We start from the raw sequence: 22,222 nt of genomic DNA, 5'->3' as shown, positions 1-22,222 counted from the left end.
GGGGCAGAGCCCCCTTGCCTCGGTCGGACCGGCATCAGCCGGTCCGATCCCAATCACCCATGCATCCCCAACCCATTGGCGATCTTCCAGATCCGCCAATGGTCATGCGGCATGTGACTCTGCACCAACCCAAACGGCCGGAACGCATCATGCACCGCGTTCGAGAAACAAGGCACGCCCCCCACATTCGGGCTCTCACCCACACCCTTCGCACCAATCGGATGGTGCGGGGACGGGGTCACCGTATAGTCGGTGATATAGTTCGGCGTCTCCCACGCGGTGGGCAGGAAGAAATCCATCAGCGTACCGGTCTTCACATTGCCCATCTCGTCATAGGCAATCTCTTGCCCCATCGCGATGGCCAAGGCTTCGGTCACGCCGCCATGAACCTGCCCGTCGATGATCATCGGGTTGATCCGCGTGCCACAATCGTCCAGCGCATAGAACTTGCGAACGTCCCATTCGCCGGTATCCACATCGATCTCCATGACGCAGATATAGGCCCCGAACGGATAGGTCATGTTCGGCGGGTCGTAATAGCTGACCGCCTCAAGACCTGGCTCCAAGCCAGGGATCGCCTGATTATAGGCGGCGAAGGCGATTTCCTTCATCGTCTTGAACCGCTCAGGCGCACCTTTGACCGCGAACCGATCCACGTCCCATTCGACATCGTCGTCGTGGACCTCAAGCAGATAAGCCGCGATCATCTGCGCCTTGGCCCGGATTTTACGCGCAGCCATCGCCGTTGCCGCACCCGCCACGGGCGTTGACCGAGACCCGTAGGTTCCCAGACCATAGGGCGCGGTGTCGGTGTCGCCCTCCTCCAGCGTGATGTCATCGGCAGGCAGGCCGATCTCGCTGGCGATGATCTGGGCAAAGGTCGTGGCGTGACCCTGCCCCTGAGAGATCGTCCCCAACCGCGCAATGGCGGACCCCGTCGGGTGAATGCGGATTTCGCAGCTGTCAAACATACCAAGCCCGAGGATATCGCAGTTCTTCACCGGCCCAGCCCCAACGATTTCAGTGAAATGCGTCAGGCCAATCCCAAGCAGCTTGCGAGTCTTACCGGCTTTGAAATCCTCAACCCGCTGCGCCTGTTCGGCCCGCAAACCGTCATAGTCGACCGCCTTCAGCGCCTTGTCCCAAGCGGTGTGATAGTCGCCCGAGTCATACTCCCAGCCCAGCGCCGATTGATACGGGAACTGATCGGCCTTGATGAAGTTGATCCGGCGCAGCTCAGCCGCGTCCATGTTCAGCTTGATGGCCAGAACCTCGATCATGCGTTCGATGAAATACGCCGCCTCAGTCACGCGGAAGGAACAGCGATAGGCCACCCCGCCCGGAGCTTTGTTGGTATAGACCCCATCCACGGCCAGATAGGCCGTCGGGATGTCATAAGACCCGGTGCAGATGTTCATGAACCCCGCTGGGAACTTGGTTGGATCGGCACAAGCGTCAAAGCCACCGTGATCCGCCGTGGTGTGACACCACAAACCGGTGATCTTGCCGTCCTTGGTGGCCGCGATCTTGCCCTGCATCCAGTAGTCACGGGCAAAGGCGGTGGACATCAGATTCTCCATCCGGTCCTCGACCCATTTCACCGGCTGGCCGGTCACGATCGAGGCCACGACCGAGCAGACATAACCCGCATAGGCCCCCACCTTGTTGCCGAACCCGCCACCGATATCGGGACTGATCACGCGGATATTGTGCTCAGCGATGCCCGAGATCAGCGACACAACAGTCCGGATCGCGTGCGGGGCTTGGAACGTACCGTAAAGCGTCAGCTTGCCAGTCACCTTGTCCATGCTGGCCACCGACCCGCAGGTCTCCAGCGGGCAAGGGTGGGTGCGGTGGTAATAGACCATCTCTTCGGCGACCACGTCAGCCTCGGCCAGTACCGCCTCGGTCGCGTCCTTGTCGCCTTGTTCCCAAGTGAAGATATGATTGTGGTGCTTGCGGGGCCCGTGCGCGCCTTCGGTCTGACCCTCAAGGTCTTCACGCAGAACCACATCGGATTTCAGCGCCTCGAAGGGATCAGTCAGAACGGGCAGTTCTTCGTACTCAACCTCGACCAGTTCCGCAGCATCCGCCGCGATATACCGATCCTCGGCCACGACAAAGGCAACTTCCTGTCCTTGGAACAGCACCTTGCCATCGGCCAGCACCATCTGCTTGTCACCGGCCAGCGTCGGCATCCAGTGCAGGCCCAGCGGAGACAGATCTTCGGCTGTCAGAACAGCGATCACACCGGGCATCGCCAAGGCGGCCTCTTTGTTCACGCTGACAACGCGCGCATGTGCGTAGGGCGAACGCACGAAGTCGCCGAACAGCATGCCGTCCAGCTTGATGTCATCGACATAATTGCCCTTGCCTTGGGTAAAGCGCACATCCTCGACGCGTTTGCGCGAGCTGCCCATACCTTTGAGGTTGGCCGCGCGCTGTTCGGGGGTCATGGTTTGATCATTCATTCCGCGGCCTCCTTCTGCGCATTCAACATCTCAGCCGAGGCCGAAATCGCCTTGACGATGTTCTGGTATCCAGTGCAGCGGCACAGGTTCCCGGCCATACCGAAACGAATTTCTTCCTCGGTCGGGTTCGGGTTTTCCTGCAGCAGGCGGTGCGCGCGGGTGATCATGCCCGGTGTGCAAAAGCCGCATTGCAGCCCGTGATGTTCGCGGAACATTTCCTGCAACACACCAAGGCTGCCATCGTCATTGGTCAGCCCTTCGACCGTGGTGACATCGGCCCCGTTCACCTGCGCCACAAAGGTGGTGCAGGATTTGACGGATTTACCATCGATATCCACGGTGCAAGCGCCGCAATGGCTGGTCTCGCACCCGATATGAGGGCCGGTGATTTTCAGGTCTTCCCGCAGGAAGTGGATCAGCAGCGTGCGCGGCTCGGCCAGACCTTCGACCTGTTTGCCGTTCACGGTGAGTTTGACGTGCATTTTCGACATTTTATCCTCCCCTCAACCCGCGCGGCTTAGCGCACGGTCGATGGCACGGCGCAGCATCACGGCGGCCACGTGTTTCTTGAATTCGACAGGGCCACGGTTGTCGGCGACGGGCTCGATGGCGTCCAGCATCGCAGCAACGCAGCCGTCCACATCGCCATCGGCCAGCGCGGCACTTGCCCCTTCGGACCACACAGGCGTATCGGCCAGATTTGTCATCGCGACCGAGGCGGTGCCATTGCCCACCATCACCGCAGCAGCGGCGGTGGCATAGTCGCCGATCTTGCGCTTTTGCTTTTCGTAGGCCTGGCCGATACCGGCACCCGGCACCGGGATCGAAATCCGGGTCAGGATTTCCTCGTCCTCGCGGGCGGTGAAATACGCAGCCTCGTAAAAGTCTCGCGCGGCGACGCTGCGGGACCCATCCGGGCCGGACAGATCGAACGTCGCATTCAGGCATTGCATCAGCCCCGGCATGTCGTTGCCCGGATCGCCATTGGCAACATTGCCGCCAACGGTCCCGACGTAACGCACCTGCGGGTCCGCGATCTGCAACGCCGCCTCGCGGATCAGCGGAATGGCGGCAGCCAGACCTTCATGTGTGATCAACTCGTGCTGGGTGACCATCGCGCCAAGGGTCACGGTATCGGACCCCACCTCGATGCCTTTCAATTCCTCGATGGCCTGCAGATCGACCAGATGACCCATCTCGGCCATGCGCAGCTTCATCATCGGGATCAGGCTATGCCCGCCCGCGATCACGCGCGCCTCGTCTCCGTGTTCCTGCAGAATGCCGATGGCCGAGGCGATATCGCCTGGCCGGTGATACTCAAAACCGGCTGGTATCATATGTTTCCTCCCTTGGTCCGGGCGGTGTGCCTTGGGGGACCTGCAGTCAGCAGAGGATGCGGGGATCAGCCATTCCAGTTAAGGGAAACAGGGCGCGCAGCTTGTTTCACGAAATGCGAATGGGCTGCACGAAATGCGATCAGAGGCCCAGCGCGTCGCGAATATCAGTCAGGCGCGACCGGCTGACCGGCACTTTGGGCAGGGCGTCGGTCCCGTCGAAATAGCAGGTGCCATTGTCCTTGTGACGTTCGAAGCTTGAGACGTGGCGGGGATTGACCAGATAGCTGCGATGGGCGCGCAGGAACCCGTCAGGTTGCAGACGGGTTTCGGCCTCGGTGATCGACCACGGGCAAAAGAGTTTCTCGGGGCCCATGTAGAGGACGGTGTAGTGCCCCTCGGCCCGGATGGCGGCGATGCGGGCGGGTTCGGCAAAGAAGGTCTGACCTTCGCGTTCGAACGGGACACCGGCGCGCAACTGCACTGGGGGAGCGGGTTCCGGTGTATCGGGCTGCGCTTTGCCCTCCGGCTCGATAAAAGTGATCCCGGTCAGCAGGAACGCGCCGCAGATCAGAAAGACCGAGACGGTGACGCCCATCGCCAGCACCCGGTTGTTCAGCGCGGGCCCGGCTCCGCCCGCAGTGTCGGTGGCGACAAAATCGGTCAGCCCGGTGGCCACGAAATGCATGGTGAACACGGCGAGGCCAAAACACGCGGTGCCCAGCAGGATGTTGCGCTGGGTGCGGTTGTCATAGGCGACCCAGATCGCCAACACCGACAATACGACCGACGCCAGCGTCGAGAGTCCCACGTCCCATACGGTATAGACCGGGCGGCACAGCTCCATCCCGGCCATGCCTACATAATGCATCACAACGATGCCAAGGCCCACGATCACACCCGCGCCGACAATGGTCTGCATTGTGCGGGGGCGGAAATGCAGCAGCAGCAGCGCGAGGCCCACCATCAGGATCGCCACCAAGGCCGAGATCAGGGTGATCAGCGCGTCGTAATAAAACAGGATCGGCAATTGCAGGCCAAGCATCGCCACGAAATGCATCGACCAGATGCCGCCGCCCAGAATGACTGCGGCCAGCGCGACCACAAGCTTGCGGCGCTGGTCGTCCAGCCGAGACGCGCCATGAGTCAGGTAAAGGCCCGTAAACCCCGCCATCAGCGCCACGGCCAGCGACGCCGCCACAAGCCAGGCGTTATGTGAGTAATCCAGCATGAAGGTCTGCACGCCCTCCCCGACGCGAGGGAGACCCTAGCAAACGGATTGGAGGGCGACAATCGCCTGTTGGTGTCCGGGGATCAGACCCGTTTCTCGGCCTGCTCCTCAACCGGTTGCGCGTCCAACTCGATCACGTCCGGGTCGTCTTCGGCTTCTGCCGTATCCTCGCCTTCGGACTGATCTTCGAGCGCGCCAACGATCAGGGGCAGCATGTGCACCCCGGTGGCAGTGGCGATTTCCGGCGTCTGTGGGGTTTGCCAGCTAAGCGTATCGAAGCTGCCGCAATTGGGGCAGACTGGGGCCCATTCGGCCTGAATGTCGTGGCAATTGTCACAGACCCATTGCGGACCGCGCGGCGCGTTCAGCGCCTTGGCCAGCCAACCCTGCACCACCGCGTCCGAAGACCCTTCGCCCCGCTCAATTGCCGCCATCAGCGTGTAAGCCCGGGCATCACCCTGTTCTTCCACCACATCGCCCAAGGCGCGGCGCGCTTCGGGAAAATCCTCGGCGACGATATTCAGTTCGGCCAGGATCAGACGGGTTTCCATGTTCTTGGGGTGAATGCGGGTCAGCGCGGTGAAGCGTTTGATCCGGGCAACCGGGGTTTCATCCGGCGCAATCTCGGCAAAGGCATGGGCCAGATCGGGATGGGGCTGAACCTCCCACGCTTTTTTCAGGATCTTGGTCGCGGCGCGGGGCTTGCCCTTTTTGATATACGCCCGTGCTGCCATTGCCGCAGCGGGGACCAGATCGGGGGACAGGCGGTTGGCCTCGATCGCATGTTCCTGCTGCTCGACCGTGGCGTCTTCGTCAAGAATGCCACGTGCTTCGGACAGCGCCAGAACCGCGTCGCGGCGTTTGAACACGTCGCGCGGCAGATGCCCAGCTTTCAGCTTCGAGGTCAGCGTTGACCGCGCCCCGGCCCAGTCCTGTGCCTTGGTCTGGAGGCCCAACAGAACGTCCTGCGTTTCTTCGTGTCGTGGCTTCAGCGCCAGGGCCTTTTCCGCCAACTTGCGCGCGGTTTCGTCATCGCCTTCGGCCAGCTTCTGTTTCATGATACCGCGCACGCCGACAAAGCGAGTGGCGTTGTTCGTCACCAGTTTCTTGTAGGTCTCGGACGCCTTTCGGGTATCGCCGGTCAGTTCCGCCGCCTGCGCCACCAGCAGATTGGTCAGCTCCGGTTTGTTCAGCAGTTTCTCGGCCTTATGCGCCTTGGACATGGCCACGCGCCCCTCGCCCGAGGCCAGCGCCATAATCCCGTCCGCCAGCGCCTGATAGCCGCGCTTCTCGCGGCTGCGGTCGAAATAACGCGACAGGGCGGTTTCGTCGCCGTTGAGGAATTTCAGCGTCGCAACCAGCAGGCTGAGCAGCTTGAAGAACAGCCAGACCGCAAACACCAGCACGCCCAGCGCGATCACGGACTGCAACGGGCCAAGCGTGTATTCGGTGCCCGCCACGGTGATCTGCACGCCACCGCTGGTCTGCATCAGGAACTGTGCGCCCAGGGCCAGCAGGCCAATAATCGCTACAAAAACAAGGATCTTAAACAATGACCACAGCATGGCAGGTCCTTCAGTTCGAGTTCAGGCTTGACGCAAGCGTCGTTGCGGCATCAACGGCAGCGATCCGGGTCTGGGCTGCCTGCACCCAGTCGGCCAGTGCCGTCTGGGCCGCCTCGGGCAGGGATTGCACGTCGCTTAGCGCCTTGGACAGATCGCCCTCGGACAGCGCCGCCTGCGCCCGTGACAGAACCGCATCGGGGTTGTCCCCATCCTGCGGTGTCACCGAACGCGCGCCGGTCTGGCGCTGCAGGAAGGCCACCAGCCCGGTCCCCTTGTCGGCATCCCGCGCATCGGCCAGCGCACTGCGCGCCGCCGGTTCAAAGGACGCCCGCAGTGAGGGTAGGGTTTCGACGCCTTTTTCCGAAGGCCCCGACAGCGCATCCGGCACGTCCACGCCGCCCGCTTTCAACTCGGCCACCAGATCGGCATAGGGCTGGCCCGCATCCAACTGACCCTGCAGCCGCGACAAGGTGGCCGCGTTGGTGGCGGCTTTGGCTTCGGCCGAGGCCTTCGCCTCAAGCGCCTGCGCGTCCGAGACCATCTTTTCCACCTCAGCCCGCTGCGCCGTCAGGGATTCGCGCAGCTTCTCCAGTTCCGCCTCGAAGGCGGCGGTGACTTCGGGTGAGACATTGGCCTCTATCGGTGCTTTCTCCAGCGCCGCGATCCGGTCCGTCAGAGGCGTCACCTGCCCGGTCAGGGCCTCAACGCTGGATTTCACTCCTGCCAGATCGCTTTCCACCGGCGTCAGCTTATCCGAAAGCGCCGTGATCTGGTCCGAAAGGCCCGAGGTATCGCCGCCATCCGCAAGTGTCTGGGTCAGCTTGGCGATCTGGTCCGCCTGATCCGACAGCTTGGTTTCCAGCGCGGCAATTGCCGGGTCGGGGCCTGCGTCGTTGGACGGCAGCAACTCGCCGCGCCCGGCAAAAAACCCGATCGCTGCGGCAACGATGCCGCCGATCAGGGCCGGAATGAACCCGCCGCGTTTTTCGACGGTGCGTTCGATGATTTTCTCTTCGACCGGCGCGGGTTCCTGTTCCGCAGGCTCGTCAGGCTGCTCAGCCAGCGTTTCGGCTTCGGCTTCGGCTTCGGCTTCGGCTTCGGCTTCGGCTTCGGCTTCGGCTTCGGCTTCGGCTTCGGCTTCGGCTTCGGCTTCGGCTTCGAAAATCGCCTCGTCTACAGGCTCTGCCGGGTCAAGAGGGGTCTCTTCGGACTCGAGCCCCGAGGCATCTTTCACATCCTCGGCAACCGCATCGGTCTTGGGGGTTTCATTCGGTTCCTGATCGGTTTTCTTCTTACCAGCCACCGCCACATTCCCCTTATCGATTCTAAAATCACCAGAACTACAGACCTGACTACGTTAATCCGCGCCTGTCTCTCCCTCAACCCGCATCGCGTGTTTCACAAGCTTTTTAACGGCCTTACCCATTTTCTTCGGGGTTGGTGCTTTGGCGATCCTCAGCCGCTCATAGTCCAAGGATTTAAGGGGTTCTGCGGTTGCATGGCTGATTGCGGCCAGCCACAAAGGCGCGGAACCGACCCAGATATCGGCAAATTGTCGCGCCGTGCGAGGGGAGAATATAGGGGCCAGAACGGGCGCATTTCCGGTTGCGGCTTCGACCGCCTCGTCCGTTAGCGGCAACAGGCGCTGCTGGTAAACCGGCAGTTCCTTCGTGGTCAGGCCCGCTTCGGTTAGCCGTTCGGCGACGTCGCCACGGCCATGCTCACCGCGCAGGTGCAACAGCGGGCTTGGGGGTCGGAGTTGCAGAAGCGCGGCCACCAGTTCCTCGGCCGTTCCACCAACCATCTGCGCCTGCCACCCGGCCCCTTTGGCGGTGCCGGTCGTCGCCGGGCCCACGCAATAGGCTGGCAGGCTGCGCGAGACGTCCAGAGACGCAGCAACATTCACCGCATTGGCCGAGGTGAAGATCAGACCCTGCACCCCGTCCGTCTCGACCTGAACATCCAAAGGCCGGATATCCAGCAAGGGCGAATTTATCACCGTCAGCCGGGACCGGGTGCGGTTTGGCAGTTGCGCAACAAACCTCTCCGAGGCGGCGCGAGGACGGGTCATCAACAAATACAACGGGCGGCGCCTCGGCCTTGGTATTGTTTGCGTCTGCGCGGGGTGCTACCCCGCTTGGCAGCGATGATGCAACGGATCAGGTCGATGGTGCAAACACTTACCGTGTTGGGGTTGGAAAGCAGCTGTGACGACACAGCCGCCGCAATCGTGCGCCAGAGCGACGGCGCGCGGGCCGAAATCCTGTCGTCGGTGGTACATGGCCAGACCGAGCTGCACAGCGCCTTTGGCGGTGTGGTGCCCGAGATCGCAGCGCGGGCGCATGCAGAGAAGCTGGATGTCTGCGTGGTTCAGGCGTTGGAGGGCGCTGGTCTGGCGCTTACTGATCTGGACGCCATCGCCGTAACCGCCGGACCGGGTCTGATCGGCGGCGTTATGTCCGGCGTGATGTGCGCCAAGGGGCTAAGTGCGGCGACCGGGATGCCGCTGATCGGGGTGAACCACCTTGCCGGTCATGCCCTGACCCCGCGTCTGACCGACGGGATTGCCTTTCCCTACCTCATGCTGCTGGTCTCGGGCGGGCATTGTCAGTACCTGATCGCCCACGGCCCCGAGCAGTTCACCCGACTGGGCGGCACCATCGACGATGCCCCCGGCGAGGCCTTCGACAAGACCGCGCGCCTGCTGGGGCTGCCGCAACCCGGCGGCCCGTCGGTCGAGGCCGAGGCCCGCGCGGGCGATCCCAAGCGGTTCCGCTTTCCCCGGCCTCTGCTGGATCGGCCCGGCTGCGATCTGTCATTTTCCGGCCTCAAGACCGCGCTGATGCGGATGCGCGATCAGATTGTTGCGGAAAAAGGCGGGCTGACAAGGCAGGACCGCGCTGACCTGTGCGCCGGATTCCAGCAGGCCGTGGTCGACACGCTGGCCGAGAAAACACGGCGTGCGATTGCCCTGTATCTGCAGGAAGAACCCGCCGAGCCGGTGATTGCGGTTGCCGGAGGTGTCGCGGCAAATACGGCGATTCGAAAGGCGTTAGAGTCTGTTTGCACCGAAACAAACACGCGTTTCACCGCCCCGCCGTTGGCCTTGTGCACCGATAACGCGGCCATGATCGCCTATGCGGGGATGGAGCGGTTTCGCACAGGCGCGCAGGACGGTCTGGACCTGACCGCGCGACCCCGCTGGCCCCTGGATCAGACCAGCCCGGCGATGCTGGGTAGCGGTAAGAAAGGGGCCAAGGCATGAGCGTTTCGGTTCTGGGGTCGGGTGCATTTGGCACCGCTTTGGCGATCTCGTTGGCAGGGAACGGGCCTGTTACCCTGTGGGCGCGCAATGCGGATCAGGCCGCGCAGATGGCTGCAACGCGCGAAAACCCGCGCTTGCCGGGTGTGGCTTTGCCGCCCGGTATCTCCGTCACCGCCGATATCACGCTGGCCGCTCAGGCGGACAAGCTGCTGCTGGCGGTTCCAATGCAGCAGTTGCGCCCTGCCCTGTCGCAACACGCGGATAATCTGGTCGGAAAAACGCTTGTCGCCTGCTGCAAGGGGATCGAACTTTCCACCGGCATGGGTCCCGTTGCCGTCATCACTCAAACCATCCCGGACGCGCGGCCCGCCTTGCTGACCGGTCCAAGTTTTGCTGACGATATCGCCCGGGGCCTGCCCACGGCTCTGACTCTGGCCTGCTCTGACCCGGCTTTGAGCGAGGCCCTGCAAGCGGAACTGACCACCGCCAACTTACGCCTCTACCGCACCACCGACACCGTAGGCGCGGAACTGGGCGGGGCGCTGAAGAACGTGATGGCGATCGCCAGCGGTGCCACCATCGGCGCGGGCCTGGGCGACAGTGCCCGCGCGGCGCTGATCACGCGGGGCTTTGCCGAAATGCAGCGCTTTGCCGCCCTACGCGGGGCGCAGCCCGAGACCTTGATGGGCCTGTCCGGCTTGGGCGATCTGGTGTTGACCTGTTCGTCGGAATTGTCGCGCAACTACCGCTACGGCCTGTCACTGGGCCGCCAGCAAAGCTTTGACGCCAGCACCACGGTCGAAGGCGTCGCCACCGCCCGCGCCACGGCAGAGATCGCCGCGGCCGAGGGTCTGGACATGCCCATCTCTACAACAGTGGCGGAACTCAGCCACGGGGCCTACAGTGTGGCTCAGGCGATTCAATCGCTGCTGGGTCGCCCGCTTAAGGAGGAATAACATGCTGATCGCCCTGATCGCCCGTGACAAAGACGGAGCGCTGCAAACCCGGTTGGACAACCGCGCCGCCCACTTGGCCTATATCGAGGAAACCGGCGTTGTCGCGCAGGCGGGTCCGCTGCTGGACGGCGAGACCATGATCGGCTCGCTGATCATTCTGGAGGTCGAAGATCTGGCTGCCGCGCAGGACTGGGCGGCAAATGATCCTTACGCGCTGGCCGGGCTGTTCGCCTCGGTCGAGTTGATCCCGTGGAAACGGGTGATCGGCTGATGGCGTATTGGCTGTTCAAATCCGAACCCTCGACCTGGAGCTGGGATCAGCAGGTCGCCAAGGGGGACGCGGGCGAGGAATGGGATGGCGTGCGCAACTATCAGGCGCGCAATTTCATGCGCCAGATGAAAGTGGGCGAGCGGGGGTTCTTTTACCACTCGCAAAAAGACAAGGCGATTGTCGGCATTGTCGAGGTCTGCGCTGAGGCGCATCCCGACAGCACCACCGATGACGACCGCTGGGAATGCGTGGATATCAAAGCGGTGCGCCCGTTCTCGACCCCGGTGACGCTGGACCAGATCAAGGCGGATGAACGGCTGGCCGAGATGGTGCTGGTCCGCAACTCGCGCCTGTCGGTGCAACCTGTAAGCGAGGCCGAATGGGGGCTGATCTGCGGGTTGGGTAACACCGGTCCTGATTGAACCCGTGTACCCGAGCGGGCACGAATCTTCTCAAATGAATAACTAAATGTTATAAATCCAAGGGCTACGCCGAGTGGGGGCCTGTCCGATGTGTGTTTGGTAATCGGACACCTGTTGGCGTGTTCGAATAAGAAGTTTGTCTTTTTTGGAAGTTCGGGCCCATGTCTGATGGTTCAGGCCGCAATGGGGCGTTCGAAGATACCGTTGCTGCGCAAGACACAAAGAACTGGGAAGCGCGCCTGAAAGAGGCGCGAAAGCAACGCGCCGCTGCTCTGGCCGAGGCCAACGGTCACGCGCCCCGGAAACCTGTGTCAGAAACCCCCTGGGACCAAACCGCGCCTTCGCCGGAAGAGACGACGCTTGAGAAGATCGTTGCAGAAGAACTGCGCCCCGAACCCGAGTTGGAAGCGGAACCGGAGCCGGTTCGCAAAACCCCAATCCGGATCGGATATGCGGCCCTTTTGGCGGCGGTATTCTGCGGCGCGATACTGCACTGGGCGGGTGCGAAAGTTGTAGGCAATTGGAATGCCCCTGAGGATGTCGCGGACAACCCGAAACAGGCGTCACCTGACGCAGCGCCTGCGGACGACTTGCCCGTACCCTTGGCTGTGGTGTCAGCGTCGCTGTCCGACCCCGTGGCCCCGGACGCGGTGGATATGCCGCCAGCCAGCACGCAGGAAACTGCGCTATTGCCCGAAGCGGATGCGACCTCGGAACCCGCGCCCTCATCGGGTGTCTCCGCACCGGCTGACATAGTTTCCACCCCGGCACCCCCCGTTGAGGCCGAACCACAGCCGGACCAGATCGTCGCATTGGCGAACGCCCGGACCCTTGCAGAGCCGGAAACCGCTTTTTCTCGCGAACCGCCCGCGGTTAGTGTTCCGGCATACTTTAGTGTTGTCCCAGCGCCCTACACACAGGACACCGCTGGCTTACCGCCTCTTTCCCCGCAAGGCTCCGTGTCAATGGCAGCCCTCTCACCCGACCTGAACGGCACTTCGCAAACTGCTCTGGCCGCGCTTGACCCGTTTCCCGGCGACAGTATGAAACCGCCCAGCCCGACCTTTTCCGAGGTCAAACCGCTTGCACCCAAAGAGCAGGTCGAAGCCTTGGCGGTTTCGCTCTTCGTGCCAGCCAGAGTCACGGAAGAGGCCAGCAACAAAGCGCTGGCCGTCCTGACTGGCGAACAGGCCAAAGTGGTGGCAACAGCGCGAGTGAATTTCCGGGTCCGGGAAACACAGGTTCGGTTTTATCATCCCGACGACGCCAGAAAAGCCGAACTGGCCGCCGCCGCCCTTGGCGGAATTTCCAGAGATTTCACGAACTCGGGCAGCAAAACGCGCCCCGGACATATCGAGGTCTATCTGGCGGGCAGTGGCGGGGCCGTGCAGACCAAACCGCCCGAGAAACAGACCAGATTCGACCGGTTTCTGGCGCGGCTTCTAAATGATGGCGGATAAGAACTTGGGAAGGCTCCGACGGTGCAGAACCTTCCCTACCCCGCGTGCTCCCTACTCACCACACGCAGATGGAATCTCTTGGTTCTGACCGTCCTGGTCATGGGTAAAAGTTAGCCGCTCAGGCGGGTCACTTCAAACGCCAAGTGCGTAAACTCTGTCTCAAATTAAAATCGCCCGCCGAGGGTTCGGCGGGCGCTGAAATCGTCAGTTGGGTTTAGCTGTAGACGGATTCTTTGCCGAAATGCTTGGTCAGCATGTAATAGACAACCGCACGGTACTTGTTCCGCTCGGACATGCCATAAGTTTCCATGGCTTTGTTGATGCCTTCCATCAGCTCGGGACCATCCGACAGGCCCAGTTTTTTGATCAGGAAGTTGTTCTTGACGGTTTCCAGTTCGCTGTCCTGGCTGGCGGCAACCGTTGCTGCATCCGCGTCGTAGATGGCCGGACCACATCCGATGGTGACACTGGTCAACAAATCCATGTCGGGGTCCATGCCGCATTTGTTTTTCAAATCATCGGCGTATTTTGCGATCAGCTCGTCGCGTTTTCCCATTAACGTCTCTCCCTATAAGCAGTTTTGTCTGCGTTCTCTCAATTCCCTTAAAAAGGTTCGGGCAGGGTAATCAGTGCGGGATTTTTCACAAAGGGAAAAATTCCCCGCATTCCCCGTAAACGAAGACTCGCCGATAGGGAGGTTGATTTTCGGCATTTTTTTATTTAACTTTTATGTTAAATTGATTGTTAAGGCACTGACAGGAGAGCCTCATGCCCGTTTCCTTGCCCAATGAAAGCCCCGAATACCGATCCGCCCGCAATCGCCTGCTGGCCACCGAGGCCGAGCTGCGCGCAAAAGTAGAACAGGTCGCCGCCCTGCGCCGCAGCCTGCCCGATGGCGGGTCTATACCGCAGGATTATGAATTTCACGATCTGGGTGGGCAGGCCGCGCCCCTGTCGTCTCTGTTCGGGTCGCATGACACGCTGGCCGTCTATTCGCTGATGTACGGGCCGGATGCCGAGCAGCCCTGCCCCATGTGTTCCGCCTTTCTGGATGGGCTGAACAGTCAGGTCGCGCATATTACGCAGAATATCGCTGTCTGCGTTGTGGCACAGAACACGCCCGAGAAGCTGCGCGCCTTGAAAACCCGGATGGGGTGGAATGACCTGCCGCTTTGTTCCGCGATGGGCACCACGTATCAGCGCGATTACCTGGCCGAGGGCGAAGACGGCAGCCAGTTGCCCATCCTGAACGTGTTTCGCAAGGACAACGCCGGTATCAGGCATTTCTGGAGTTCCGAACTGTTTTTTGAGCCCAGCGACTGGCACCCCCGCCATGTGGATGCGGCCTGGCCGCTGTGGAACATTCTGGACCTGACCCCAAACGGGCGCGGCGATTTCTTTCCGTCTCTGCGCTAAGCGATGCCTAGCGGCAATAGCCCCAGCCGGGGCCTTGCAGGTGAAAATGGTCCGCATGCAAACGATTGAAATCAGGGCCCAAAACCACGCGAAACCAGTCACAAGCCCCGCGCCAGATCTGGCGCAGGAATTCACCCTCGGGCCCATCTGCGCCCCAATCAGACAGCAGGTTCAGGCTACGCTCATCGGCCAGCTGCACACCTTTGATGTCAATCGAATCCGCCGTGGCGTGGCTGCTCCACCCGTTGTCCTGCCCCTGAGCCGAGCGCATCAGGCGGCAATTGTAGCTACCCACGTGCTGCAATCGGTTAACGGACGTGCCAAGCAAATTTTGCGCTGCGGGCTGAACAACGTGATGATCCCACATGGCCAGCCGCAAGGTGGTCGTGCAGCGTGTTTCCACCGGCTCGATACGCGATGTGACCAGCCCCGATAGCAGCCCCCGGCCCGCGATGCCGCAATTCTCATCCACGATCAGGTCGTCCATCGCCGCAAAGGACACGCCCGCCTCGGCCAATGTGGCCCGGCACTGCGCCTCATCCGCCAGTGCACGGTTCAACTGAAACCGGGTGACTGGCGTGACGGGGGCGGTCACTTTTAACTCGCGCAAGGGGTTCCAATGTGACGGCACAGGCGTTTTGGGGTGTGCCAGCAGCAGATATCCAGCCGAGCCAACAAGACATAGAAATACGATGATCGAAAAGAATGACGCCGCCAGTTGCACGAACCGGCGGCGTCCTGAAGGTTCGGTCATACCCGACCCGCAATCAGTAGCGGTAGTGTTCGGGCTTATAGGGGCCTTCAGGCTTTACGCCGATATAGGCCGCCTGTTCCGCATCCATCTGGGTCAGCTTCACACCGATGCGGTCCAGATGCAGACGCGCAACTTTTTCGTCCAGATGCTTGGGCAGGATGTAGACGTCGTTCTTGTATTCATCGCCCTTGGTAAACAGCTCGATCTGCGCCAGCACCTGATTGGTGAACGAGGCCGACATCACGAACGAAGGATGCCCGGTGGCGTTGCCGAGGTTCAGCAGACGGCCTTCGGACAGCAGGATCAGACGATTGCCCGAGGGCATCTCGATCATATCAACCTGTTCCTTGATGTTGGTCCATTTGTGGTTCTTCAGGCTGGCCACCTGAATTTCGTTGTCGAAATGGCCGATATTGCCGACGATGGCCATGTCCTTCATCGCGCGCATATGCTCGATGCGGATCACGTCCTTGTTGCCGGTGGTGGTGATGAAGATATCCGCGCTGGAAACTTCGTCTTCCAGCAGGGTGACTTCGAACCCGTCCATCGCGGCCTGCAGCGCGCAGATCGGGTCAACTTCGGTGACTTTCACCCGGGCACCTGCGCCGCGCAGCGAGGCCGCCGAGCCTTTGCCCACATCACCATAACCACACACGACGGCGACCTTGCCAGCCATCATGGTGTCGGTGGCGCGGCGGATGCCGTCGACCAGCGATTCCTTACAGCCGTATTTGTTGTCAAATTTCGACTTGGTGACCGAGTCATTCACGTTGATCGCCGGGAACGGCAGGTGGCCGTCTTTGACCAGCTGATACAGGCGGTTCACGCCAGTGGTGGTTTCCTCGGACACGCCCTGAATCTGGTCGCGCATCTTGGTGAACCAGCCGGGCGAGGCCGCCATACGCTTGGCGATCTGTTTCTTGATGACCTCTTCCTCTTCCGAACCCGGAACGGGGATGATGTCTTCGCCCGCCTCAGCCCGCGCGCCCAGAAGAATGTACAGCGTCGCGTCGCCGCCATCGTCGAGGATCATGTTCGGGCCGTCGTCGAACAGGAAGGATTTGTCCAGATAATCCCAATGCTCTTCCAGTGTCTGACCCTTGATGGCAAAGACCGGAATGCCGGCTTCGGCAATCGCGGCTGCGGCATGGTCCTGGGTTGAAAAAATGTTGCACGACGCCCAGCGCACATCCGCGCCCAACGCAACCAGCGTTTCAATCAGAACAGCGGTTTGGATGGTCATGTGCAGCGAACCGACAATGCGCGCGCCCGACAAAGGCTTGCTTTCACCGTATTCCGCACGCAGAGACATCAGCCCCGGCATTTCGGTTTCGGCAATGTCCAGTTCCTTGCGGCCGAACCCGGCCAGCGAAATGTCTTTAACGATATAATCCCCGGCCATCAGGTGCTCCATTCACGGCAAATCACAGTTCGGGCTGCCCCTAGCATTCCTGGGGGCAGGTGGCAATGTGAATGACCGTAAACCGGATGTTTACACAGCCAAAATCAGCTGGGCGTACCCTCGACCTTGATCTTCGGGACCGCTTCGAAAAAATCGGTGCCAACGGCGACAATACAGCTAATGCCGTTCGCGTGGGTCACGAGGACGGTGTAACTTCCCGTTTCCTCTGAGGTCCAGACCTCCATGACCGACTGCGCGCCGCGTGTTTTCTGCAAACCGCCGAATGCCAGCTGTTCCGAATAGCTGTCCTGCAGTTTTGTGATCACATGCTCGCGCTCTGCACAATTCTGGGCAAAGGCGGGCGGGGCGGTTGCGGCCATTCCGAAGGTCATGGCGATTGCAAAGAGACGTTTGAACATAGCATGCTCCTTTCGATCCATAGTTCAGGTTCGAGGAGGGCACACTGGGAGGAGTATGCGCCCCCCTCAGTCCTTTATGTCGGGATCGCAGCCTGCGCATTCAAAGCACGAATGCTCAAGAAAACGTTGGCAGCGAGTGACCCAGACAGGTACATCATAGCATTAAAAATGCGATTTAAATGTGTCCAACTTCACAAGGCATGGCAGAATGGCAACACAACCCCGAGCGTGGCAGAGAATGCTGTCAGGCCGCAGGCTCGATCTGCTGGACCCGACGCCCGTTGATATCGAGATCGAGGATATTGCGCATGGTCTGGCCTTTGTGGCGCGCTGGAACGGTCAAACAGGCGGCGATTTCGCCTATTCCGTGGCCGAACACTCCCTGTTGGTCGAAGAGCTTTTTGGCCGGATCGCACCGAAAGCCCCGGCAAAATGGCGGCTCGCAGCCTTGTTACATGATGCGCCCGAATATGTGATCGGAGACATGATCTCACCGGTAAAATCCGCTGTTGGGCCGGATTATGGCACGCTGGACGACCGTCTGGCGGCGGCGATCCACATCCGGTTTGGCCTGCCCGCGGAGATACCGAAAACCGTGAAACGGCAGATCAAAAAGGCCGACAAGATCAGCGCCTGGATGGAAGCGACGCAGATCGCGGGGTTTTCCGAGGCCGAGGCCACGAAGTTCTTCGGTCGCCCGGATAAGGCGGTGATGGAGGGGTTGGGGATCACCCTAAGGCCGCCGGTGGAGGTGCGGTTGGCCTACACCAAGCGCCATGCTGAATTGTTGGAGTAGATCTGATCTTCCGACACCGACGTAACGATTTCATTAAATGAAATCGGACCGGAAACTTTTAAAGTTTCCGGGTGCCGGAGACCGCCGCAAACAACGGGAGATTTTGAGTTTACCGCGGACTCCGCTTCGCCAGAATCCTCTGCAACGTCCGGCGGTGCATGTTCAGCCGACGTGCGGTCTCCGAGACATTCCGGTCGCACAGCTCATAGACTCGCTGGATGTGCTCCCAGCGCACGCGATCCGCGCTCATGGGGTTTTCCGGGGGCGGGGGCAGTTCATCGCCCTTGGCCAGCAGCGCGTTGGTGATGTCAGTGGCGTCTGCGGGTTTCGAAAGATAGTCGGTCGCGCCGATCTTCACGGCGGCCACAGCGGTGGCGATGGCTCCGTAGCCGGTCAGAACCACGACCCGGCTGTCGGGGCGTTTCTCGCGCAGCACCTCGACCACGTCCAGACCGTTGCCGTCCTCAAGCCGCAGGTCCACCACGGCATAAGCAGGCGGGCGAGCGGTGGAAATGGCGCGGCCTGCGGCGACGGAACCTGCGGTTTCAACCTCGAACCCGCGCTTTTCCATGGCCTTGGCCAGACGTCTCAGAAACGGCTCATCATCATCTACCAGAAGCAGCGACTTATCAGGGCCGATATCAAGCTGGGAACTGTCTGCCATATGTTGGGTCTTTCCGCTATTTCATGCCTTTGGCTTAAACATGAGTAATAGCAGCGCCATTTAAAACGTCAAACAGGCCGTCGCGAATTACATCTGCTCGATAAAGCACCCGACCTTGTCCGCCATCTGCTCGGCGGTGTCGTCGCGCTTGAAGAATTCCAGAAAGCCATCTTCGGGTGTGACGAGGTAGGTGAAGGTGGAATGATCCACCAGATAGTACTCGTCACTTTTGTCGTGGGCCTTGTAATAGGTCTTGTAGGCCTTGCTTGCGGCATCGACCTGCTGGGCCGAGCCGGTCAGGGCGATCATGCGCTCGTGCAGGTTAAAGGCATAGTCGCTCACCACCTCGGACGTGTCGCGATCCGGGTCGACCGAGATGAACAGCGGTGTGACCGACTGGCCGCGTTCGGCCAAAATGTCCACGGCCTCGGCGTTGCGAGACATGTCGAAGGGGCAGACATCAGGGCAGAAGGTGTAGCCGAAGTACACCAGTGTCGGCTCGGTGATCACGTCCTTGTCGGTGACGGTCTCACCCGCGCCGTTCACCAGTTCGAACGGGCCTCCGATAGCGGCTGTGCCGCCTGCGATCTGACCGGTTCGGCACTGCGCATACTTGTCGTCCGCGCCGCCGCCGGTCAGCAGCCACATCGCGCCAAGACCCACGGCCAGAACAACGGTTGCTAGGATGGCGTAAAGGCGGGTCATGGCGCGGGTCCCGGACATAAGGGGTTGTTGAACGTTTCGGCCCGGACACCTATCAAGATGATCAGCCGATGCAACAGGACATAATAGACCGATGGCAGATTCCAACCAGAGCTTTTGGCGCGGCCAGGGACGCAGCAGCTGGATTCGCCTGCGCACCCTGATCCTGCTGCGATGGGTGGCCATTATCGGCCAGTTCACCGCCATCACCGTGGCCCAGCAATATTATCACGTCCAGCTTGAGCTGCTGATGTGCTATACGGTGATCGGCATTTCGGTCATGGGCAACCTGACCGCCATCCTGCTGTTTCCCCAGAACAAACGCCTGACCGAGTTCGAAAACTTCCTGATGGTGTTGTTCGACCTGCTGCAGCTTGCCATTCTGCTGTATCTGACCGGCGGGCTGAACAACCCGTTTGCCCTGCTGCTGCTGGGGCCGGTCACGATCTCGGCCAATGTGATGAGCACCCGGTCCACTCTGATCATTGGCGGCGTCGCCATCATCGTGACCTCATTGCTGTCCGAGTTTCATCTGCCGCTGCGGACCAATGTGGGTCTTGTGCTGGATATCCCCGACATCCTGCTGTTCGGAAACTGGGCCGCGATCATCATCGCCATTGTCTTTATCGGCGCCTATTCGCACCGGGTCAGTTCCGAGGTTCAGTCAATGTCCGAGGCGCTCTCGGCCACCCATATGGCCCTGGCGCGCGAGCAAAAGCTGACCGATCTGGGCGGCGTCGTTGCCGCCGCTGCGCATGAGCTGGGCACGCCGTTGGCAACGATCAAGCTGACCAGTTCCGAATTGATCGAGGAACTGGATGACCGGCCCGACCTGAAGGAAGACGCCGCCCTGATCCGCGAACAGGCCGACCGCTGCCGCGATATTCTGCGCGACATGGGGCGGGCGGGCAAAGACGACCTGCATCTGCGGCAGGCCCCTCTGTCCACGGTTGTTCACGAAGCGGCCGAGCCGCATATCGACCGGGGCAAGATAGTCCACTTTGCCGAGGGCCCGGCGCTGGACGGCGATGTGCAACAACCCTCGATCCTGCGCAAACCCGAGATCATTCACGGTTTGCGCAACCTGATCCAGAACGCGGTGGATTTCGCCCGCGCCAATGTCTGGGTCGAGGCTGAATGGACACCCGAACAGATCACCGTCACCATCATGGATGACGGGCGCGGATATCCCCCGCATCTGATCGGGCGGATCGGCGACCCGTTCGTGCGCCGCAGACGAGCCGAGACCGATCAGCCCACCCGCCCGGAATACGAAGGCATGGGTCTGGGTCTGTTCATCGCCAAAACGCTGCTGGAGCGCAGCGGGGCCGAACTGGATTTTGCCAACGGCGCTGACCCCTATCAGAAACTCTCGGACCACCCGGACCGCAAGGGCGCAATCGTCAAGGTCGCGTGGCCGCGCAATCTGATCGACGCGCAAAAGGGCGATACCCCGGTTCCCTCAGGCCTGAACCAGCAAATCCGGATTTAGGTTAAGAGGCCGTTAACCAATTGAAGGCCATAGTCCCCTCCAATCGAAAACAGGCTAGGAGGATTCTATGGCCGATTGGATCATTCTGGCCACGATCAGCCTGATTTCCTGTAGTTTTGCGGTGCTGTGGCTGATGCCGCACCCGGACCGGCGCGATGATAGCTTTGGTCTGCTGACCGCACCCTTGTCTGACGATGCGGTTTTCCTGTTTGACCGTGACCGGCTGATCAGCCACTCGGACATCGCGCTTGAGGGGTTTGAAACCGTCAACAACTGGGACGATCTAAGGCGTCTGCTGCGCCGCGATTTCCCCGCCTTTCCCGAAACCCCCGAAACGGTGCGCGATCAGGGCCGCCTTACCGTCTCGGCCATCGATTGCACGGTCGCGCGTGAGGTGCTGTGCGAATGGATCGACGGGGTCGTGCGCGTCCGGCTTTGCACGCTGGCCAGTCCCACGGACAACACTCGGCGCGACTGCGACGACCCGATTCGGCTGGCCATGGACCGGGCCCCGTATCCGGTCTGGCTACTGGATGATGGTGGCCAGGTCTGCTGGTGCAACGCAGCCTATGTCGATCTGGTTCGGAAGGTACGCGGTCAGGACGCCGATCTGACGGATCCGCTGTTTCCCGACCTGCGGGACGACGCGCGGCTCAGCGAGAAAACCCGCGTCGCGGCCCAGGTTGCGGGCGGGCCCCAAAAGCTCTGGTTCGATCTGACACAGGTCCATCACGAAGATGGTCGTTTGTTCTATGCCGTCGATGTCAACGCCATTGTCGAGGCGGAAACGGCGCAGCGGAAATTTGTGCAGACCATGACCAAGACCTTTGCGCAACTGTCCATCGGTCTGGCGATATTCGACCGCAACCGCCAATTGGCGCTGTTCAACCCGGCCCTGATCGACTTGACCAGCCTGCCCCCCGATTTTCTAAGCTGCCGCCCCAGCCTGTCGGGTTTTTTCGACCGGCTGCGCGATCAGAACATGATGCCCGAACCCAAGAATTACCGAAGCTGGCGCAACCAGATGAACGACCTGCTGGAAGCGGCAGAGGACGGCAATTATCAAGAAACATGGTCGCTGCCCTCAGGCTCGGTCTATTCCGTCAGCGGCAGACCGCACCCGGATGGAGCTGTGGCGTTTCTGTTCGAGGATATCACTGCCGAAATCACCCTGACCCGCCGCTTCCGGTCCGAGATGGACCTGATGCAGTCCATTCTCGACAAGCTGGCAGATGCGATTGCCGTCTTTGCCGATGACGGCTCGCTGGCGCTGACCAACTACGCTTATCAGCAGCTCTGGGGGGACACGGATGAAACCGGGTTCGCCATGGACTCGGTGATCGAGGTGACGCGGAAGTGGCAGGACCACTGCGTCGCCACCCCCATCCTGGGCGAGATTCGGGATTTTGTGGAAATGCGCGAAGACCGTGCCGAATGGTCTGCTGAAATCCGCATGCGTGGCGGGCAGGCGCTGGACTGCACGGTGACACCGATGCAGAACGGCGCGACCATCGTGCGCTTTTCCGTAGGTGAAAAAACCGGGATACATCAGGTCCCGGCCTGAACCGGGTTGCAGCCGGTCAGGCGCGGGTACATTGTGGC

General features: G+C 61.1%; 22 protein-coding genes. 9 read left to right on the top strand and 13 right to left on the bottom strand.

What is annotated here, in order from left to right; translation table 11 throughout:
- Positions 1 to 53 precede the first annotated feature (53 nt).
- From ACR0NJ_RS16065 to ACR0NJ_RS16035, 7 genes are all read right to left on the bottom strand, one after another.
- Positions 54 to 2,471: an aerobic carbon-monoxide dehydrogenase large subunit gene (locus ACR0NJ_RS16065; RefSeq protein WP_480818141.1), complete on the bottom strand. Its 2,418-nt coding sequence runs from the start codon at positions 2,469 to 2,471 to the stop codon at positions 54 to 56.
- Complete coding sequence (locus ACR0NJ_RS16060) at positions 2,468 to 2,962, bottom strand: (2Fe-2S)-binding protein (RefSeq protein ID WP_480818140.1); 495 nt, start codon at positions 2,960 to 2,962, stop codon at positions 2,468 to 2,470. Before ACR0NJ_RS16060 ends, ACR0NJ_RS16065 begins: the two co-directional genes overlap by 4 nt.
- A 12-nt stretch (positions 2,963 to 2,974) precedes the next feature.
- The gene (locus ACR0NJ_RS16055) at positions 2,975 to 3,808 is read right to left on the bottom strand and encodes an FAD binding domain-containing protein (RefSeq protein ID WP_480818139.1); all 834 of its coding nucleotides are present in this window, start codon (positions 3,806 to 3,808) and stop codon (positions 2,975 to 2,977) included.
- 139 nt (positions 3,809 to 3,947) lie between these two features.
- Positions 3,948 to 5,036 (bottom strand): MHYT domain-containing protein, encoded by a 1,089-nt coding sequence (locus ACR0NJ_RS16050; RefSeq protein WP_480818138.1) that lies wholly within the window; start codon positions 5,034 to 5,036, stop codon positions 3,948 to 3,950.
- An 83-nt stretch (positions 5,037 to 5,119) separates the two neighbouring features.
- Entirely contained in the window at positions 5,120 to 6,601 is a 1,482-nt protein-coding gene (locus tag ACR0NJ_RS16045; protein WP_480818137.1) for a heme biosynthesis HemY N-terminal domain-containing protein, read from the bottom strand.
- Positions 6,602 to 6,611: 10 nt separating this feature from the next.
- Positions 6,612 to 7,904, bottom strand: coding sequence for a COG4223 family protein (locus ACR0NJ_RS16040; protein ID WP_480818136.1), 1,293 nt, complete (start codon positions 7,902 to 7,904; stop codon positions 6,612 to 6,614).
- 54 nt (positions 7,905 to 7,958) lie between these two features.
- The gene (locus ACR0NJ_RS16035) at positions 7,959 to 8,672 is read right to left on the bottom strand and encodes a uroporphyrinogen-III synthase (RefSeq protein ID WP_480818135.1); all 714 of its coding nucleotides are present in this window, start codon (positions 8,670 to 8,672) and stop codon (positions 7,959 to 7,961) included.
- A 96-nt stretch (positions 8,673 to 8,768) separates the two neighbouring features.
- On the opposite strand from ACR0NJ_RS16035, the gene tsaD reads away from it, so the two are divergent.
- From tsaD to ACR0NJ_RS16010, 5 genes are all read left to right on the top strand, one after another.
- Positions 8,769 to 9,866, top strand: a complete 1,098-nt coding sequence (tsaD, locus tag ACR0NJ_RS16030; protein WP_480818134.1) for a tRNA (adenosine(37)-N6)-threonylcarbamoyltransferase complex transferase subunit TsaD — start codon at positions 8,769 to 8,771, stop codon at positions 9,864 to 9,866.
- Positions 9,863 to 10,822 (top strand): NAD(P)H-dependent glycerol-3-phosphate dehydrogenase, encoded by a 960-nt coding sequence (locus ACR0NJ_RS16025; protein WP_480818133.1) that lies wholly within the window; start codon positions 9,863 to 9,865, stop codon positions 10,820 to 10,822. Before tsaD ends, ACR0NJ_RS16025 begins: the two co-directional genes overlap by 4 nt.
- A gap of 1 nt (position 10,823) precedes the next feature.
- Positions 10,824 to 11,093, top strand: a complete 270-nt coding sequence (locus tag ACR0NJ_RS16020) for a YciI family protein (RefSeq protein WP_480818132.1) — start codon at positions 10,824 to 10,826, stop codon at positions 11,091 to 11,093.
- Positions 11,093 to 11,515: an EVE domain-containing protein gene (locus ACR0NJ_RS16015; RefSeq protein WP_480818131.1), complete on the top strand. Its 423-nt coding sequence runs from the start codon at positions 11,093 to 11,095 to the stop codon at positions 11,513 to 11,515. Before ACR0NJ_RS16020 ends, ACR0NJ_RS16015 begins: the two co-directional genes overlap by 1 nt.
- Before the next feature lie 161 nt (positions 11,516 to 11,676).
- Entirely contained in the window at positions 11,677 to 12,975 is a 1,299-nt protein-coding gene (locus tag ACR0NJ_RS16010) for a hypothetical protein (RefSeq protein WP_480818130.1), read from the top strand.
- Between the two features lie 214 nt (positions 12,976 to 13,189).
- Here ACR0NJ_RS16010 and ACR0NJ_RS16005 read toward each other — a convergent pair whose 3' ends face one another.
- On the bottom strand, positions 13,190 to 13,531 hold the full coding sequence (locus tag ACR0NJ_RS16005; protein ID WP_480818129.1) for a DUF2853 family protein: 342 nt from the start codon (positions 13,529 to 13,531) through the stop codon (positions 13,190 to 13,192).
- Positions 13,532 to 13,743: 212 nt separating this feature from the next.
- Here ACR0NJ_RS16005 and ACR0NJ_RS16000 point away from each other — a divergent pair, with 212 nt between their 5' ends.
- Entirely contained in the window at positions 13,744 to 14,391 is a 648-nt protein-coding gene (locus ACR0NJ_RS16000) for a DUF899 family protein (protein ID WP_480818128.1), read from the top strand.
- Positions 14,392 to 14,398: 7 nt separating this feature from the next.
- On the opposite strand, the gene ACR0NJ_RS15995 is transcribed toward ACR0NJ_RS16000, so the two are convergent.
- The 3 genes from ACR0NJ_RS15995 to ACR0NJ_RS15985 form a co-directional block, all read right to left on the bottom strand.
- The gene (locus tag ACR0NJ_RS15995) at positions 14,399 to 15,145 is read right to left on the bottom strand and encodes an extensin-like domain-containing protein (protein ID WP_480818127.1); all 747 of its coding nucleotides are present in this window, start codon (positions 15,143 to 15,145) and stop codon (positions 14,399 to 14,401) included.
- Between the two features lie 13 nt (positions 15,146 to 15,158).
- Positions 15,159 to 16,547 carry an adenosylhomocysteinase gene (gene ahcY, locus ACR0NJ_RS15990; protein WP_480818126.1) on the bottom strand — a complete coding sequence of 463 codons (1,389 nt, stop codon included), beginning with the start codon at positions 16,545 to 16,547 and terminating at the stop codon, positions 15,159 to 15,161.
- A gap of 104 nt (positions 16,548 to 16,651) precedes the next feature.
- A complete protein-coding gene (locus ACR0NJ_RS15985) occupies positions 16,652 to 16,966 on the bottom strand; it encodes a hypothetical protein (protein ID WP_480818125.1) in 315 nt (104 codons plus the stop codon).
- 208 nt (positions 16,967 to 17,174) lie between these two features.
- Between ACR0NJ_RS15985 and ACR0NJ_RS15980 the strand changes: the two genes are divergently transcribed.
- Positions 17,175 to 17,762 carry an HD domain-containing protein gene (locus ACR0NJ_RS15980; RefSeq protein ID WP_480818124.1) on the top strand — a complete coding sequence of 196 codons (588 nt, stop codon included), beginning with the start codon at positions 17,175 to 17,177 and terminating at the stop codon, positions 17,760 to 17,762.
- A 109-nt stretch (positions 17,763 to 17,871) separates the two neighbouring features.
- Here the strand turns inward: ACR0NJ_RS15980 and ACR0NJ_RS15975 are convergent, their stop codons facing one another.
- Both ACR0NJ_RS15975 and ACR0NJ_RS15970 read right to left on the bottom strand, forming a co-directional pair.
- Positions 17,872 to 18,426: an ActR/PrrA/RegA family redox response regulator transcription factor gene (locus ACR0NJ_RS15975; RefSeq protein ID WP_050604676.1), complete on the bottom strand. Its 555-nt coding sequence runs from the start codon at positions 18,424 to 18,426 to the stop codon at positions 17,872 to 17,874.
- A gap of 87 nt (positions 18,427 to 18,513) precedes the next feature.
- Complete coding sequence (locus tag ACR0NJ_RS15970; RefSeq protein WP_480818123.1) at positions 18,514 to 19,131, bottom strand: SCO family protein; 618 nt, start codon at positions 19,129 to 19,131, stop codon at positions 18,514 to 18,516.
- A gap of 91 nt (positions 19,132 to 19,222) precedes the next feature.
- On the opposite strand from ACR0NJ_RS15970, the gene regB reads away from it, so the two are divergent.
- Together regB and ACR0NJ_RS15960 are read left to right on the top strand one after the other, a co-directional pair.
- Entirely contained in the window at positions 19,223 to 20,620 is a 1,398-nt protein-coding gene (regB, locus tag ACR0NJ_RS15965; RefSeq protein WP_480818122.1) for a sensor histidine kinase RegB, read from the top strand.
- 67 nt (positions 20,621 to 20,687) lie between these two features.
- Positions 20,688 to 22,184 carry a PAS-domain containing protein gene (locus ACR0NJ_RS15960; RefSeq protein WP_480818121.1) on the top strand — a complete coding sequence of 499 codons (1,497 nt, stop codon included), beginning with the start codon at positions 20,688 to 20,690 and terminating at the stop codon, positions 22,182 to 22,184.
- Positions 22,185 to 22,222: the final 38 nt, after the last annotated feature.

This window comes from Ruegeria sp. F11 (genome assembly GCF_056533855.1).
The sequence above is the reverse complement of the archived record's forward strand: the minus strand, read 5'-3'. Positions and strand labels throughout refer to the sequence as shown.

Bases quoted from the DNA above. Each gene is read 5' to 3' on its own strand.
- ACR0NJ_RS16025 (WP_480818133.1), top strand. From the start codon at position 9,863: ATGAGCGTTTCGGTTCTGGGGTCGGGTGCATTTGGCACCGCTTTGGCG.
- ACR0NJ_RS15970 (WP_480818123.1), bottom strand. From the start codon at position 19,131: ATGACCCGCCTTTACGCCATCCTAGCAACCGTTGTTCTGGCCGTGGGT.
- ACR0NJ_RS16005 (WP_480818129.1), bottom strand. From the start codon at position 13,531: ATGGGAAAACGCGACGAGCTGATCGCAAAATACGCCGATGATTTGAAA.
- ACR0NJ_RS15975 (WP_050604676.1), bottom strand. From the start codon at position 18,426: ATGGCAGACAGTTCCCAGCTTGATATCGGCCCTGATAAGTCGCTGCTT.
- ACR0NJ_RS16045 (WP_480818137.1), bottom strand. From the start codon at position 6,601: ATGCTGTGGTCATTGTTTAAGATCCTTGTTTTTGTAGCGATTATTGGC.
- ACR0NJ_RS16020 (WP_480818132.1), top strand. From the start codon at position 10,824: ATGCTGATCGCCCTGATCGCCCGTGACAAAGACGGAGCGCTGCAAACC.
- tsaD (WP_480818134.1), top strand. From the start codon at position 8,769: ATGGTGCAAACACTTACCGTGTTGGGGTTGGAAAGCAGCTGTGACGAC.
- ACR0NJ_RS16065 (WP_480818141.1), bottom strand. From the start codon at position 2,471: ATGAATGATCAAACCATGACCCCCGAACAGCGCGCGGCCAACCTCAAA.
- ACR0NJ_RS16055 (WP_480818139.1), bottom strand. From the start codon at position 3,808: ATGATACCAGCCGGTTTTGAGTATCACCGGCCAGGCGATATCGCCTCG.
- regB (WP_480818122.1), top strand. From the start codon at position 19,223: ATGGCAGATTCCAACCAGAGCTTTTGGCGCGGCCAGGGACGCAGCAGC.
- ACR0NJ_RS15995 (WP_480818127.1), bottom strand. From the start codon at position 15,145: ATGACCGAACCTTCAGGACGCCGCCGGTTCGTGCAACTGGCGGCGTCA.
- ACR0NJ_RS16050 (WP_480818138.1), bottom strand. From the start codon at position 5,036: ATGCTGGATTACTCACATAACGCCTGGCTTGTGGCGGCGTCGCTGGCC.
- ahcY (WP_480818126.1), bottom strand. From the start codon at position 16,547: ATGGCCGGGGATTATATCGTTAAAGACATTTCGCTGGCCGGGTTCGGC.
- ACR0NJ_RS16000 (WP_480818128.1), top strand. From the start codon at position 13,744: ATGCCCGTTTCCTTGCCCAATGAAAGCCCCGAATACCGATCCGCCCGC.
- ACR0NJ_RS16015 (WP_480818131.1), top strand. From the start codon at position 11,093: ATGGCGTATTGGCTGTTCAAATCCGAACCCTCGACCTGGAGCTGGGAT.
- ACR0NJ_RS16010 (WP_480818130.1), top strand. From the start codon at position 11,677: ATGTCTGATGGTTCAGGCCGCAATGGGGCGTTCGAAGATACCGTTGCT.
- ACR0NJ_RS15960 (WP_480818121.1), top strand. From the start codon at position 20,688: ATGGCCGATTGGATCATTCTGGCCACGATCAGCCTGATTTCCTGTAGT.
- ACR0NJ_RS16035 (WP_480818135.1), bottom strand. From the start codon at position 8,672: ATGACCCGTCCTCGCGCCGCCTCGGAGAGGTTTGTTGCGCAACTGCCA.
- ACR0NJ_RS15980 (WP_480818124.1), top strand. From the start codon at position 17,175: ATGGCAACACAACCCCGAGCGTGGCAGAGAATGCTGTCAGGCCGCAGG.
- ACR0NJ_RS16060 (WP_480818140.1), bottom strand. From the start codon at position 2,962: ATGTCGAAAATGCACGTCAAACTCACCGTGAACGGCAAACAGGTCGAA.
- ACR0NJ_RS15985 (WP_480818125.1), bottom strand. From the start codon at position 16,966: ATGTTCAAACGTCTCTTTGCAATCGCCATGACCTTCGGAATGGCCGCA.